Below are 13,413 nucleotides of genomic sequence, written 5' to 3' on the forward strand. Positions count from 1 at the left end.
GCTTGTCTCAGGGAATCAGCAATGTTGTTCCGCTCGTTTTTCTTGCTTCCAGATCCGCATGCGCCTGACTTGCATCGGCAAGCGCATAGGTCTGGTTGATATTGATACGCACTTTGTTGCTTTGCACAACATCAAACAGGGAGTTTGCACACGCCTCCAGTGCCGGCCGTGTCGAAACATAGCTGAACAGGGTCGGCCGCGTTGCAAACAACGAGCCCTTCTGCGCCAGAATGCCGATGTTGACGCCCTCAACTGGACCCGAAGAATTGCCGAAGCTCACCCAGAGGCCTCGTGGCTTGATGCAATCGAGCGAGGCCGGATAGGTGTCCTTACCGACCGAATCATAGACCACATCGACACCCTTGCCGTTGGTGATCTCCTTGACCGCACTGACAAAATTGTCGGTGCGGTAGTTGATGACATGGTCGTACCCATGGGCAAGCGCCAGGTCGATCTTGTCCTGCGAACCCGCCGTTCCGATAACAGTGGCGCCAAGCGCCTTGGCCCACTGGCCGGCGATCAGGCCGACGCCGCCTGCAGCCGCATGAAACAGAAGCGTGGTTTCGGGACCGACCTTGAAGGTCTGGTTGAGCAGATACTGTGCCGTCATGCCCTTCAGCATCATCGCTGCTGCGGTTTCCAGCGTGATATCGTCAGGCACCTTCACCAGCTGAGAAATCTCGATATTGCGCTCGCTCGAATAGGCCCCGTCGGAGGATGCGTAGGCCACGCGGTCACCGACTGCGAACGTGCTGACATTATCACCGACCGCTGTGATGATGCCCGCACCTTCCTTGCCCGGAATGAAGGGAAGCCCCTCGGCGGACTTGTAAAGGCCAGTGCGGAAATAGACGTCGATGAAATTCACGCCGACCGCGACCTGACGGATCTGCACTTCGCCCGGCCCCGGGGCGGAAAGCGTTATGCCTTCGATTTTGAGAACTTCCGGTCCGCCAAGCGACCGCACCATGATGGCCTGTGCCATGAAACCTCCTCAACCCCGTCCAAGCCGGGGAAACATCTGCAAGACGAAACCGATGACGTAGAGATAAATGCCCGTACCGACGACACCGGCCACGACCCAGGCGGGCGTGTCGAAGTGGAGAAGCAGCGCGTAGCCACTCAGCACCGACCATACGGCAAAAACGGCCAGATTGAGCGGCCTCAGGCGCTTGACGCGCACCGGATGCAGGAAACTGATCGGCATGAAGGTCAAAACGACCGAGATAAACACCACAATCGACGCGGCCAGTTCGCTGGCATCGATGACGAAGAGCGTGAACACAACCATGTTCCAGACAACCGGGAAGCCGGAGAAGAAATATTCATCCGTCTTCATGCCCATGTCGGCATAGTAGATCGCGCTCGACATGACGATGGCACCGGCGGCAAAGAACGACCACGGTTCGCCGATCATGCCGCTCTGATAGAGTGCGAAGGCCGGAAGCAGCACATAGGTGACATAGTCAATGACATTGTCGAGCGTATCGCCAGACCAGTTTGGCAGCACTTCCTTGACCCGCACCTTGCGGGCGATCGGACCGTCGATCCCATCCACAGCCAAGGCTAACCCCAGCCACCAGAACATATCGACGAATCGATGCTCGGCTGCAGCGACCACGCCCAAAAAGGCGAGAAAGGAGCCGGATGCGGTGAGAATATGAACGGAAAATGCGCGAATTTCCGCGTAGGGCACGCGCTTATAGTTAAAAAACTTCATTGGCAGACGCACCCTGTCCTTACTCTGCGCTTTCCTTGGAAACATGCTGAACCGGCCGTTTCAACGGCCCACGCTCCCGTACCCGCGATATCGCGCGGTGTTGGCGGTAATATGCACCGTTTGAGTTTGGCTGCCAGCAAAAATCACCTGACGTCGCAAAAGCGCTTCAATCAACTGTGGATGCGACGGGCATCTGCGCCATTTCTCCCCATTTCATTCGCAGCCGCCAACAGTTAAGATTGAGACCTCAACAGATACATGCACGGGAACCGGACGCCATGGAGCACTTTGAAATCGCAGTCGTCGGCGCCGGGCTGGCCGGATCTCTGGCAGCGCTTGCGTTTGCCGATGCTGGCCGCACCGTTGCGTTGATTGCGCCGGCCGCCGGCAAAGCCGATGGACGCACCACGGCTTTGATGAATCAATCGCTTGAGCTTGTCCGGAACCTCGGCATCTGGCCGGCGATTGCCCCCTTGGCGGCCCCCCTTTCCAGCATGCGGATCATCGACGGGACGGACCGCCTGCTGCGTGCGCCAACGGTGACGTTTCATGCCGCAGAGGTCGGACTGGAGGCATTCGGATACAATATTCCAAACGCCCCTTTTCTTGCCCTGCTGGAACAGGAAGCAGCCAAGCGGCCATCGCTGACGCGCATCGTCGCGAGCCTGACGCAGGTGGAATCCGAAACCGGGCAGACAATCTTGACGCTTGACGACGGCCGCAGCATCACAGCCGGCCTTGTGGTCGGCGCCGACGGCAGAAAATCCGGTGTGCGCGAGGCGGCCGGAATCGAGGTGCGCAGTTGGTCCTATCCGCAAAGTGCGCTCGTACTCAATTTCTCCCATCAGGTGCCCCACCAGAATATCTCGACGGAATTCCATACGCCGCACGGGCCGTTCACCCAGGTCCCCCTGCCCGGTGGTTTGCGCTCGAGCCTTGTGTGGGTGCAAAAGCCGGAGGACACGGAGGCAATGCGATCGCTTTCGCTTGAGAAACTGTCCATTTCCGTCGAACAACGCATGCAGTCAATGCTCGGAAAAGTGACCGTCGAAGCCGCACCGCAGTCGTTTCCACTCTCCGGCATGGCTGCCAAATCCTTCGGCAAGGGCCGAACGATCCTGATTGGCGAGGCAGCGCATGCCTTCCCGCCGATCGGCGCTCAGGGGCTCAACCTCAGCCTGCGCGACATCATGGCCGCCGTATCCCTGCTTGGGTCCTCGCCCGTGCCCGATGATTTTGGCGCACGTTATGACCGGAAGCGGCGGACGGATATTCTTAGCCGCACCGTCAGCGTCGATCTGCTCAATCGCTCTTTGTTGTCCGATTTTCTGCCGGTACAGATGCTGCGCGCCGCCGGGCTGCAGGCCTTGGCAAGCGTAGCGCCACTGCGCAACCTGATGATGCGCGAGGGGATCAATCCCGGTAGCGCCCTGCAATCCCTGCGTGGTGCCCTACGGGAAAAGATCAGCCGGAAGAGCGCCTGAACTGATCAGATAGAGCAGCATCGTCACTGTCGCCACCGATAGGACGGTGGTGATCAGGATCGTTGCTGATGCCCGCTCCTGCCAGACGCCGTATTGCTGACCGATGACGAAGACATTGGTCGCCGTCGGTAACGAGGCGAGCAGCACCGCCGTCTGCACCCAGACCGGATCGAAATTGCCGACAAGGCTCAAGACCAGATACATCAGCACAGGATGCAGAATCAGCTTCGCCGGGACGATGTAGCCGATTTCGGCGGGAATGCGCTTCAGCGGCCGCAATGCCAGCGTCACGCCCATGGCAAACAGCGCACAGGGTGCGGCGGCTTGCGCCAGATAGTCTATCAGCCGTTGAACAGGGACAGGCGGCTGGAAATGCAACGAGGCTGCGATCACCCCGGCGATCGTCGACAGAATGAACGGATGCAGCAGGATCTTTTTGGCGATACCGAAGACCAGTTGGCCGGGTGATCTCTTCTCGTCGCCTGCCAGCGCCATCATGGCGGGCGCCACCATAAAATGCAGCACGTTTTCGAAGCAGAAGATCAGTGCGACCGGCACGGCCGCCGGTTCGCCCAGAGCCAGCAAGGCCAGCCCCGGCCCCATATAGCCGATATTGCCATAGGCTCCGGCCAGCCCCTGCACAGTCGATTCGGCAAATGAATTGCGGCGGATCAGGTAGCCTGCGCCAAAGAACAGCGCGAAAATCGTGTAGGTCACGGCCATCGAGGAAAAAACGAAGTCGAATCGCGTCAGCTGCTCGATCGGCGTCTTTGACACCAGCTTGAAAAACAATGCCGGCAGCGACACATAGATGATGAAGATATTGAGCCAGCCCATGGCATCGCCACCGCCGGCGCCTGCCGGATTGCGGGCAAACTTCGCCGTCAGATAACCGACGAGGATCAGGCCGAAGAACGGCAGTACCAGACCCGCTATTTCAGCCATTGCGCGCGAAACCTCTGTTTGAGGTTCGTGCTTAGCCGATTTGCATCAAGACTGGAAAGGTCTCCTGGAACCAGATTGCCATCGAACTGATGAATCCGAAGACGAAGGCAAGGCCGGCGAGAATCAGCAACACGCCCATCAGCTTTTCCACCAGACCCAGATGGCGGCGGAAACGCGACAGGAACTTCATAAAGGCGCCGGAGAACCCGGCGGCGATCCAGAACGGAATGGCCAGCCCCAGCGAATAGACCGCCAGGAGCATCGCTCCATCGGTCACCGTATCACGCGCAGCCGCAACACCGAGTATGGTGCCGAGCACCGGACCGATGCAGGGTGTCCAGCCAAACGCAAAGGCAAGACCCATGATGTAGGCGCCGGACAGCGTCGCCGGCTTGCCATTCCCCTGGAACCGCGCCTCGCGCCCGAGAATGCCGATGCGGAACACACCGAGGAAATGCAAGCCCATGATAATGATGACGATACCGCCGATGCGCGACAAGATGTCGATATGCTGGCGCAGCACAAGTCCGATGCTGGATGCCCCTGCCCCAAGCGCCACGAAAACCGTGGCGAAGCCGAGCGTGAACAGGAAGGCGGCACCGAACACCGCACGCCGGGTGCCCTTTGAGGCGACCTGTGTTTCGCCACCGCGGAACTGATCCACCGATATGCCCGCCATATAACACAGATAAGGCGGCACCAGCGGCAGAACGCACGGCGACAGAAAGGATAGCGCGCCCGCCAGAACGGCGGTCCAGATGGAAATATCAGCGATGGACACCAGGTCAAAACTCCAGCCTGCAACAAGCCCGGCCGTCTTAGCGCCGAAGCCGGTGTCAAACCAATCACCTTTTGGCGATCTCCTTGTAAAACATCGAATTTGCACTTTTGCCTGTTTTTTGGGTTGACCAAAACAAGCCCGCTGTGCATATGTCCGCCCACTTCCGCCGGACACAACAGACCGGTCCTGGGAGAGCGTAGCTCAGTCGGTAGAGCAACTGACTTTTAATCAGTAGGTCCAGGGTTCGAATCCCTGCGCTCTCACCACCTCATTACAAGCACCGTCATCGATGCATAAGCGGTTGAATGCCGGATCGCAGGTCTATTTCTGCCTTGGCAGCTGCACCTCGAAATCACAGTCTAAACGAGATTCGCCACAGCAAAACAGCGCTGCCGGTTAAAGCAACGCCGTCCATATCCTTATCGCGTATGACCAGCGGTCATTTAACCATGCCGGTCCTGACTTCAATAGCCTTGGGCCTGTTCGCCGCGGCGGTAATGGCCGGGCCGTTCCTGGTTGTATTCCGGAACTTCGCAGCGGGGATCGTTGCTGCAGCGGCGATCATTGCCCCTTCGGCTTTCCCGCTCGCGCCGATCAGTGCGGCCCTCGTCATTGCCGCGATCGCGGCGGCCGTATTCCCGGTCTCCCGAATAATCTGTTCGGTCACGCCAGCGCTCATTGCGGTTGTAGCGCTCGGAGTAATCGCGCGGCCGTGAATTGTATTCATTGTAGCCGTTGTCTTCGTAGGAAACACCTTCGCTGACGCAGCCGGCGAGCATCAGGGTTGAAAGGCCGAGTACGGTGGCCAGAATCAGCGTTTTCATTGTGGTTTCTCTCTCCATTTCTGCGACAGATATGGCTGCCACAGGATTGCGGCAAGAGGGAATGATGGTGGCCGCCTTTCTGAGTGCGTAATCCCCCAAAATTGGCGCCGGCTCTCGGGACATAATGAAAGCCGTGTTGACGAACGCTGCCCAGAATCCCGTCAATAGCGGCCTTGGCGCAGCTTCATGGGGCTACCGCCATAGTGCCGTTTGAAGGCGCGCGAGAAAGACGACAGGCTATCAAAACCACAACGAAGAGCCACCTCGCGGATGCTCAATTGTGTATCACTGACGAGCCGTTGCGCTGACTGCAGACGCAGCCGCAGATAGTAGCTTCCGGGACTGATGCCCAACGCCTTGGCAAACCGCATTTCCAGCTGACGCTGCGACTGCCCGGCACGAAGCGCAAGGGCGGTTATCGACAATGGCCGGTCAAGTGTCCGCTCCATCAGGCGGATTGCCCGGGCAAGGTCCGGATCGAGCGCCTCCATGCGTCCAAGCGATACCAGTGGCTGTGCATCTGTGGCAGCATGTGTCTCGTCATAGACAAAGATGCTCGCCACATCGAGCGCCACGGATGAGCCGAACCGCTGCCGGATCAGATGCAGCATCATATCGAAGGTCGGCGACGCGCCGCCGGAGGTCCAGAACTTTCCATCGGTCACGAACCGGTCGGCCCTAACGGAAACGTCAGGAAAAGCCTGCGCGAAATCCTCCAGTTCCTCCCAATGTGCCGTCGCTGTCCGCCCGTTAACGAGACCACAGCGCGCCAACAGCCAGCAACCGGATTCGATTCCGGCGACAACAGAAAAATGCCGGGCGGCCGCCCGCAGGCTGGCGATGAACGATTTTTGCGCATAGCGGTCCAGATTGAATCCGCCGATGATCAGCAGGCAATCCCCCTGCTCCCGTGCTGAAAACACCCCATCCACCGCGATCACCACGCCGCAGGTGAGAAGAACCGGTGCGCCATCGGGAGACAGGATTTTCCAATCGAACAGAATTTTTCCGGCCACCCGATTGGCCGCACGCATCGGATCCAGCACCGAAGCCAGCGACATGATCGATGATTCAGGCAGGACGACAATCACAACCTTCACATCGCGATCAAAAATCTTGGGTGACGACATACGAGAAATGTCAAATTTTCTGCGCCTTATGTCAAATGAATTGGCATCACCCAGGCATGATGCAACTGTAAGACCTCCCATCTGCAGCATTCTAGTCTGCGGATGTCTGGAAATTCCCCCGACCGACCTTTACCGGACGGGTCGAACGGCAGAGATGCCTTCGGCCCGTTTTTTTTGCGAACTTCGTTTCACGGCCCAGTGCTGTCTGCCGCCGCCAACTTTTCTTTTTCCCCGGAAATCGCTTTCGACTTAAAAGCGGCTTGGAGCTTGCCGACAGCAAAAAGCACCGTTAATCCGGCAGTAAGCGCGAATGCGGCGATCAACCAGTGACCGAAGCCAAGAGCAAGGCCGATGGCCCCGGCAAGCCACATGCCTGCTCCCGTCGTCAGGCCCCGCACCTCCCCACGCGACAAAACGATCGTTCCTGCGGCAAGGAATGCCACGCCTGCGGTGACAGCTTCGACCACCCGCAGCGGATCGATGCGCACCTGTTCGTCGGAAAGACCCGGCATATGCACGCTCTCGATCGAAATGATGGCGAAGACGGCAGAGGCCAGGCTGATGAGAATGTGCGTCCGCAATCCCGCCGCCTTGTCCTGCGCCTCGCGTTCGAAACCGATTAGCCCGCCGAAAAAGATTGCACCGCAAAAACGGGCGACAATCACCGGATAGGGAATTTGCGTGGCGGGAAACATGTCTGCGAAAATCTGATCCATGCGGCCTGAACGCGCGGAGCAAAACATGGTTCCCGGAGGTCACCCAGCGTTGATGCGGACCGCATCGCTCGGCAACCGGATCGACGAAAACAGGTGCAAGGAACGAAACCAGACAACCGCGCGTTACTGCACCGGCTCAACAGAATCGATTCCACGGAGGTAATTCATATGCTGCGCGCTGGTCTCTTATTGTTCACCGGTGTTCCCTTCTTCTCCGTCCTCTTGACCTCGATGCTGCATTTCTAGTGCCGGAGGCTACCATGACACATCCACTTTTCCAGACGCCTATTCGGGCAGACCGCGAGACATCGGATTACCGCAATTTCATGGTCCGGGAATTGTTGATCTGGCTCGTCGGCGTTCCCGTACCGATTGCCGCGATCATCGGCTTCTTCGTGCTTTAGGGCTTTCCATACACGCACGATCCTGAGCAAGGATGGCACGGCTTGACCTCAGATCGGCGTTCGCCCATCCTTGGTACCAACAAGGAGGGCGATCATGATTACAGGCTCACAATGCCGCGCCGCACGCGCGCTTGTCGAAGTTTCGCGCCAGCTCCTCGCAACACTGTCCGGTGTCAACGAGGACACAATCGCCCGATTTGAAAGAAAACTCGAGACCCCGGCAGCTGAAGTTGTTTCAACCCTGCAGACCGCCTTGGAGGCGGCTGGAGCGCTGTTCCTGGAGGAAGGTGAACGCGGCCTCGGAGTCCAGCTCAAGTTCACCCGTTCAGAGGCCCGCCGTCTTTCTGTTCTTGAAAGCGAAGGTGGTCTGGTTGCCAATGACGAGGTCCCGGGAGTTTAGGCTCACGGCTCGGTTGTGGATTGAGTAATCGGCTTCGGATTCTGCCGGTAAGCCATATAGAGGAACACAAGATCATGCGCGTGGGTGGCATATGGCACTGGCTGCGCCGCCAGGGGTCCGTCTGCACCATCGTGGCCTGATGAAAGCGAGAGGCCGGAAAAATCCGCGCTTGCGCCAAGTGCCGCTCGTTTGCAACGCAACCGACACCAGATAAAATCCGGATTGCATCAAATCATGGTGCGGAGATGCCAGCGGGATCATGAGGCACGATCGCCACGTATCCAATCCAACCCCGTCTCAGCGGGTTTTTGTTGCAACCATTGGCGACACTGTGAAGTTCTCTAGGCTGCTTTCTTTGCCTTCACCCCTGCCGCCTTGGATTCCTGAGCCTCGTGCAGCGCCATCTCGATGAGGTAGCCCAGCATCCTGTCGTCACTGGCTCTTGCCAAAATCTTTGCACTTTCAAGCAGATCGATGATTGCATTCGACATGATCAACTCCTCTTTTGGATGTTGAAAGCCTGATCTCACATCCTTAATGAAGAGCTAATGGACGGCCCGTGATTTCCAGCCCTCCAGGCGCCATTTTTGGGGGGAATAGTCGTACAATTCGTGAACACCGTAGAAACCAGACCGGTGCGCGGCCAAGCGGCAACCGAATGGCGCTGCTTGGAGTACTTGGCCAGCGCCGATTTCAAATGATTGCATTGATCACCAGCCACTCAATCGCGAAGGCCCGTGGAGTATTTGAAACACGATCCTGCGCCGGAACAACAGACCGGCGATGCGATCATTCTGAGGGTCGTCAAGGACATCCGGAGAATGCATCTTGTAAACGGCTGGGAAAAGGCCGCAAACGCAGCCAAAACGATCGGAAAAGTAGAGACTAAGCCATTGAGATGATTGGCGACCCCTGCAGGGCTCGAACCTGCGACAACCTGCTTAGAAGATTTTACGAACTTTGGTGTTTTCAATGACTTAACTAAATGTCACGCATCGCATTTGTCCGGGTGTGCTCATTTCTGACGAAGCAGTGCAATCAGTGAGGTGTGCCAGCCTTAAACCATGAGAACACTTTGATCATGTTCTCGTAGAGCGTCACGGTCGCGACTAGCATCGCCAAAATGAGTACCACCGAAAACCGGATGAACCGCCCTACGGTGCGTAGATCCCTAACTAGTTTGAAGCCATCGCGTACGTCATTCGCAGGCAGATCGACCAACGCCTTCAGCGTTTCCAGTTCATCCTCTCGAAGGGTGGCGAGCCACTCCCGAGTATCATGCGGCAATTCAATAAGTTTGGCGGGAGCATTCACAGGAGCATCCATCTTCGACTACTGGACCGAAACCTTGCAATTGGGTGCCGTCGCTCCCGTCAGCGAAATGAAGACATTCCCCGCTGAGCTGAAGATTAGCTGTTGCTTTACGTCTCCCTTGGTATCGACGTCGCCGATAACCAGCTTCGAATTCGGAACGGGCACGATATCCCCCCCGTCGACCTGGGTATGAACACGCAGCGTTCCTCCGCCGAGGGAGCCGCTATAGCTTAGAACGCGGTAGCCTACATCGGTGCTCGCATCGATGCCTAGGCTGACCGGCGCGGCAGTATCTGCGGTAAGTGTTTTCGTTGGCATGCTAACCTCCTATTTCCGGCAGCCGGGATCCTGCCGGCACTGCCTGTTATTGGAAAAGATCGACGGACCCGCCATCGCATCCAGCGATGCCGTTTGGCCCGCCTTCGGGTCGGCGAAGCGGATAAACTGATATCCGGAGCCGTCAGTCGCAGGCGCTGTCTGGCAGGCCGCTATCAAGCATGAACACAAGGCAACGATCGCGAGCCGAAAGGTTCTCGTATTCTGCATTGTTTCTCTCCAGTTTCTGGATCCGCTCCAGCGCGTTCTTGCCAGTCTCGATCGCCGCTATGTCGCGCTCGACGCGCTGGCCGTAGATGCAGGCTGGCATCGCCATCAGGGCTGCCCCGACGATCGCGCCAGTAGCTCCTGCCATCCAGTTCATCGGTACGTCTCCTGGCGAATGGCAGCCTCGGGATCGCTGGCGATTACGGCTGGGCGTGGCCGCATCCAGATATTAACCAGGAAGGCCGCCGCGATCACCCAGCGCTGATATTGCGCCGGCACAAGCGCCAGCATCTCCGGCGAGTTCAATAGGTCCGGAGCAACGATCGCGAGTGTCAGAACAAGATTGAGGATCCACGTCCGGAAGCGAACGATGCGCTCGAGGAGCTTTCTCATTTCCGACCTCCAAACAGCTTCGCCAGCAGGGCACCGAGCGCAGCCCAGCCCGTGGGGTGCGCAGCTTGTGCAGGCTGGGGCACTGCCGGCAGATTGGTCGAAGGTGGTACAGAAGGAGCGGGCTTCGCTGCAGCTGCGGCGGCAAACACCTGGCGCAACATCGCCTCGACACGCTCCGGCTTGACCAGCGACTTATTCAGGGCATCGCCGGCATAGTAGCTCTGCCCGCGTTCCACTGACTGATGTTCCCCTTCGCAGGCCGACAGTACAGGGAAGCTCGCCCATTCTTGCGCGAGCGCCCTGCCGAAGGCGACGATCGACAACTCGCCGGCGACGAACCTTTCATACCCTCGGCGCTGCAACAGGTAATAGCCAAGCCGCCGCTGCAGGTCGCGATCAAACAATGCGTCTCCGCTCAGAGACGGGATCTCCTTTGCAATGCCAATCAGTGTGTTGCGCATAAATTGCAGTCCGCCGGCAGCGCTCGATTTGAAGCGCCTGGTCCAGGACTTCTGTACGTCGATCACTTCTCCCAGCGTCATCTGAGTGAGTGGCTTTGGCAGCTTATCCTGGTTGTTGCCATAAATCGTGTCATAGCCAGCTGGCGCCTCGATCGTAACGATGAATTCGAGCAGCATCAGCGCTGCAAGAGGAACAATGAGAGGAAGTTTGTTTGCCATGAAAAAGGCTCCAGCATTGATGATGCTGAAGCCTAAAGCCGTTTGGGTCGCGTCAAATGGGCGGCATCTACTACTTTGGATCGAGCAGTTCCCAAGTGGCGCCCTGGATGAGCGCCGGCCATGCGAGCCCGACCAGATGCTTCAGGCTTGAGAGCTCGTCAACGCTGAGCGAAACCTCGCCGCCGTTATGGATCTTCCGCGCCAGTTCGAACCTGGTCATCTTCACTTCGCCGGAGGGGCTATCGCCGCGCAAAGGGCTGAGAAGGGCCTCGATGCAAACCACGGCAAGCGTGGCGGGAATGCGATCAGCATTTGGTTCCAGGCTGGTCACCACCGAAATCTGTTTGCCGGCGAGATCGAGGATTGGTGAACTGAAGTCAATTTTAGCCATGTCGATTTTGTCCCTTGTGAAGATTATGCGACCCGCATCTGAATAGCGGAGCCGTTTCGGTACCATTCGCCGACGCCAACAGCGGGTGTTGCACCTGCTGCTGCCGCGTCGTTGGCGTAGGAATTGGCGGGAACCGGCGTCTTGATACCTATTCCATTGCCGGGGGTCGCGAGGATGCGAACGCGTTCGGTCGCATTGGTCATGATGACCAACGGTGAAGCAACATTATCTGCTGTGTCGTACTTCGACGCTGCGATGAAGGGAGTGTTGCCATTAAGCGACCCCAGCTGAACAGCCGCGCCGACGGCATTCGCGGCGGACAGGTCGAGACCGATCATCGCGGCAGTGTTGGCGAGGCCGCGCACTGTGTCGCTTCCCGCCACATTGAGGCGGGACGTAAGGTATGACCCTGCGGTAGCTCCGAAGTTCGCCGATCCGTCCTGCCGGATTGACGCACGCTCGTTGCCTGCCGAATTGGCGACCTGCAGGACACCGTTCTTGGCCACGGTAGAGCCGCCCGTCTTGAGCACCAGATTGATGCCAGCCCCCGGAATAGCGAGATACATGCCGCTGTTTGGCCCATCGACAGCATCGGCGTCCTGAAAGTAGGACCACCTTTTGACGGCTTTCTTCTGGAGAGCGATGCCGAATTGAACGGCGTTCGGCTCTGAACCTTCCTGGCCAATCTCGATGCCGGCGGCGGAGATATATGTTCCGCCTGCGGCAACCGTCAGGATAACCGGAACGGTCGTCGTTATCCCGAACGCCCGCGACCACGGATAGCTTGTCGGCGCGTCGGCGCTGTAGTTAAAAGTATTGAATTCATGAGTGGCTACACCTGGTGTGAACTGCTCCACCTTGCCGAAAAAACCAAACACCTGGTTGCCAGCATGGCGAAGGCCGCCATATCCAATGACGCCGACGGGGAAAGACGAGCCGCTGCTGCCATCCTGAATGGTCTCGCCTATGACGCCGTTATATTTCGCCGTAGATCTTCCATGGACAGCCGCAGGTCCGAAGGTGGGATACTGAGCGTCAGCGGCGTCGAATAGAAAGGCTTGAAAACCAATATCATCGAAACGACGGCTTTCGACCATGTAAGGGAAACGCGTAGACATTCCCTCAAGGAGGCCATCGGCATTGTCGGCTTTGGTGCCCTGCGCAGCGGTCGCGAAGCCGGCGTCATTAATAAACTGGGCAGGATCGAGATTGACCAGCATCCCGTTTTGCCAGCCGAGAACACGGTTTTCATAGGGCTGAGGCGGGGCGGCCGCCTGACCATAGTTGACTTTGAAAGCGCGATCGACGTCGCGCCGCAACTCCTGCAACGCCACCGCTGCCTTGGACAGCTCCTTCTCAAGCGCATTCAGGCTAAGCTGCGTTCCCTTGTTCATGCCAACGGACCGCTCGGCGACGCGCGCACCATAAACAATGAAGTTGGTGCTGGCGGGCAAGATGCTCCCAAAGGTCACGGTGAAGAAATCGAGCGATAGGTTCGAAACCTTGCTGACAGTAACAGCCACTGGCTCGAAGCTCGCTGCGTTCAGGGGCCGGGTAACGACGACGACGTCTTCAATATCGAAGATCTTGAACGCGAACGGCCCATAGGTTGCGTTCACCCCGTTGCCGGAGAGGATCGCAGACTGCCGCGTCTGGCGCGGTAGCGGATAGGGAGTGTCAGCCATGTC

At 58.0% G+C, this 13,413-nt stretch carries 18 protein-coding genes and 1 tRNA gene; 4 read left to right on the plus strand and 15 right to left on the minus strand.

Annotated elements, in window-relative coordinates; all coding sequences use genetic code 11:
• Nucleotides 1-7: 7 nt before the first annotated feature.
• Nucleotides 8-985 (minus strand): quinone oxidoreductase, encoded by a 978-nt coding sequence (locus tag R6X40_RS06170; protein WP_318411898.1) that lies wholly within the window; start codon nucleotides 983-985, stop codon nucleotides 8-10.
• Between the two features lie 9 nt (nucleotides 986-994).
• Nucleotides 995-1,720, minus strand: coding sequence for a phosphatidylcholine synthase (pcsA, locus tag R6X40_RS06175; protein WP_318411899.1), 726 nt, complete (start codon nucleotides 1,718-1,720; stop codon nucleotides 995-997).
• A gap of 278 nt (nucleotides 1,721-1,998) precedes the next feature.
• Here pcsA and R6X40_RS06180 point away from each other — a divergent pair, with 278 nt between their 5' ends.
• Nucleotides 1,999-3,204, plus strand: coding sequence for a UbiH/UbiF family hydroxylase (locus tag R6X40_RS06180; RefSeq protein ID WP_318411901.1), 1,206 nt, complete (start codon nucleotides 1,999-2,001; stop codon nucleotides 3,202-3,204).
• Here the strand turns inward: R6X40_RS06180 and R6X40_RS06185 are convergent.
• Complete coding sequence (locus R6X40_RS06185; RefSeq protein ID WP_318411902.1) at nucleotides 3,172-4,149, minus strand: AEC family transporter; 978 nt, start codon at nucleotides 4,147-4,149, stop codon at nucleotides 3,172-3,174. The two genes, R6X40_RS06180 and R6X40_RS06185, sit on opposite strands and share 33 nt — an antisense overlap.
• A gap of 31 nt (nucleotides 4,150-4,180) precedes the next feature.
• A complete protein-coding gene (locus tag R6X40_RS06190; RefSeq protein WP_318411904.1) occupies nucleotides 4,181-4,930 on the minus strand; it encodes a cytochrome c biogenesis CcdA family protein in 750 nt (249 codons plus the stop codon).
• Between the two features lie 190 nt (nucleotides 4,931-5,120).
• On the opposite strand from R6X40_RS06190, the gene R6X40_RS06195 reads away from it, so the two are divergent.
• Nucleotides 5,121-5,196 (plus strand) — tRNA-Lys (locus tag R6X40_RS06195).
• 198 nt (nucleotides 5,197-5,394) lie between these two features.
• Here the strand turns inward: R6X40_RS06195 and R6X40_RS06200 are convergent.
• From R6X40_RS06200 to R6X40_RS06210, 3 genes are all read right to left on the minus strand, one after another.
• A complete protein-coding gene (locus R6X40_RS06200) occupies nucleotides 5,395-5,754 on the minus strand; it encodes a hypothetical protein (RefSeq protein ID WP_318411906.1) in 360 nt (119 codons plus the stop codon).
• Between the two features lie 161 nt (nucleotides 5,755-5,915).
• Complete coding sequence (locus tag R6X40_RS06205; protein WP_318411908.1) at nucleotides 5,916-6,884, minus strand: GlxA family transcriptional regulator; 969 nt, start codon at nucleotides 6,882-6,884, stop codon at nucleotides 5,916-5,918.
• A 188-nt stretch (nucleotides 6,885-7,072) separates the two neighbouring features.
• The gene (locus R6X40_RS06210; protein ID WP_318411910.1) at nucleotides 7,073-7,600 is read right to left on the minus strand and encodes an MgtC/SapB family protein; all 528 of its coding nucleotides are present in this window, start codon (nucleotides 7,598-7,600) and stop codon (nucleotides 7,073-7,075) included.
• A 260-nt stretch (nucleotides 7,601-7,860) separates the two neighbouring features.
• Between R6X40_RS06210 and R6X40_RS06215 the strand changes: the two genes are divergently transcribed.
• Nucleotides 7,861-8,004 carry a hypothetical protein gene (locus R6X40_RS06215; protein ID WP_318411911.1) on the plus strand — a complete coding sequence of 48 codons (144 nt, stop codon included), beginning with the start codon at nucleotides 7,861-7,863 and terminating at the stop codon, nucleotides 8,002-8,004.
• 94 nt (nucleotides 8,005-8,098) lie between these two features.
• Complete coding sequence (locus R6X40_RS06220; protein ID WP_318411912.1) at nucleotides 8,099-8,404, plus strand: XRE family transcriptional regulator; 306 nt, start codon at nucleotides 8,099-8,101, stop codon at nucleotides 8,402-8,404.
• 341 nt (nucleotides 8,405-8,745) lie between these two features.
• Here the strand turns inward: R6X40_RS06220 and R6X40_RS06225 are convergent, their stop codons facing one another.
• From R6X40_RS06225 to R6X40_RS06260, 8 genes are all read right to left on the minus strand, one after another.
• Complete coding sequence (locus R6X40_RS06225; protein ID WP_318411913.1) at nucleotides 8,746-8,895, minus strand: hypothetical protein; 150 nt, start codon at nucleotides 8,893-8,895, stop codon at nucleotides 8,746-8,748.
• Nucleotides 8,896-9,442: 547 nt separating this feature from the next.
• Nucleotides 9,443-9,730 carry a hypothetical protein gene (locus R6X40_RS06230; RefSeq protein WP_318411914.1) on the minus strand — a complete coding sequence of 96 codons (288 nt, stop codon included), beginning with the start codon at nucleotides 9,728-9,730 and terminating at the stop codon, nucleotides 9,443-9,445.
• Between the two features lie 6 nt (nucleotides 9,731-9,736).
• Entirely contained in the window at nucleotides 9,737-10,036 is a 300-nt protein-coding gene (locus R6X40_RS06235; protein ID WP_318411916.1) for a hypothetical protein, read from the minus strand.
• 142 nt (nucleotides 10,037-10,178) lie between these two features.
• Nucleotides 10,179-10,418: a hypothetical protein gene (locus tag R6X40_RS06240; RefSeq protein ID WP_318411918.1), complete on the minus strand. Its 240-nt coding sequence runs from the start codon at nucleotides 10,416-10,418 to the stop codon at nucleotides 10,179-10,181.
• Entirely contained in the window at nucleotides 10,415-10,654 is a 240-nt protein-coding gene (locus R6X40_RS06245) for a hypothetical protein (RefSeq protein WP_318411920.1), read from the minus strand. Before R6X40_RS06245 ends, R6X40_RS06240 begins: the two co-directional genes overlap by 4 nt.
• Nucleotides 10,651-11,334, minus strand: a complete 684-nt coding sequence (locus R6X40_RS06250; RefSeq protein WP_318411922.1) for a hypothetical protein — start codon at nucleotides 11,332-11,334, stop codon at nucleotides 10,651-10,653. The genes R6X40_RS06245 and R6X40_RS06250 overlap by 4 nt, the downstream gene beginning before the upstream one ends.
• 70 nt (nucleotides 11,335-11,404) lie before the next feature.
• The gene (locus tag R6X40_RS06255) at nucleotides 11,405-11,725 is read right to left on the minus strand and encodes a hypothetical protein (RefSeq protein ID WP_318411924.1); all 321 of its coding nucleotides are present in this window, start codon (nucleotides 11,723-11,725) and stop codon (nucleotides 11,405-11,407) included.
• A 23-nt stretch (nucleotides 11,726-11,748) separates the two neighbouring features.
• A complete protein-coding gene (locus R6X40_RS06260; RefSeq protein WP_318411925.1) occupies nucleotides 11,749-13,410 on the minus strand; it encodes a hypothetical protein in 1,662 nt (553 codons plus the stop codon).
• Nucleotides 13,411-13,413 lie beyond the last annotated feature (3 nt).

It is taken from the genome of Rhizobium sp. PL01 (assembly GCF_033447125.1).
GTDB lineage: Bacteria > Pseudomonadota > Alphaproteobacteria > Rhizobiales > Rhizobiaceae > Pararhizobium.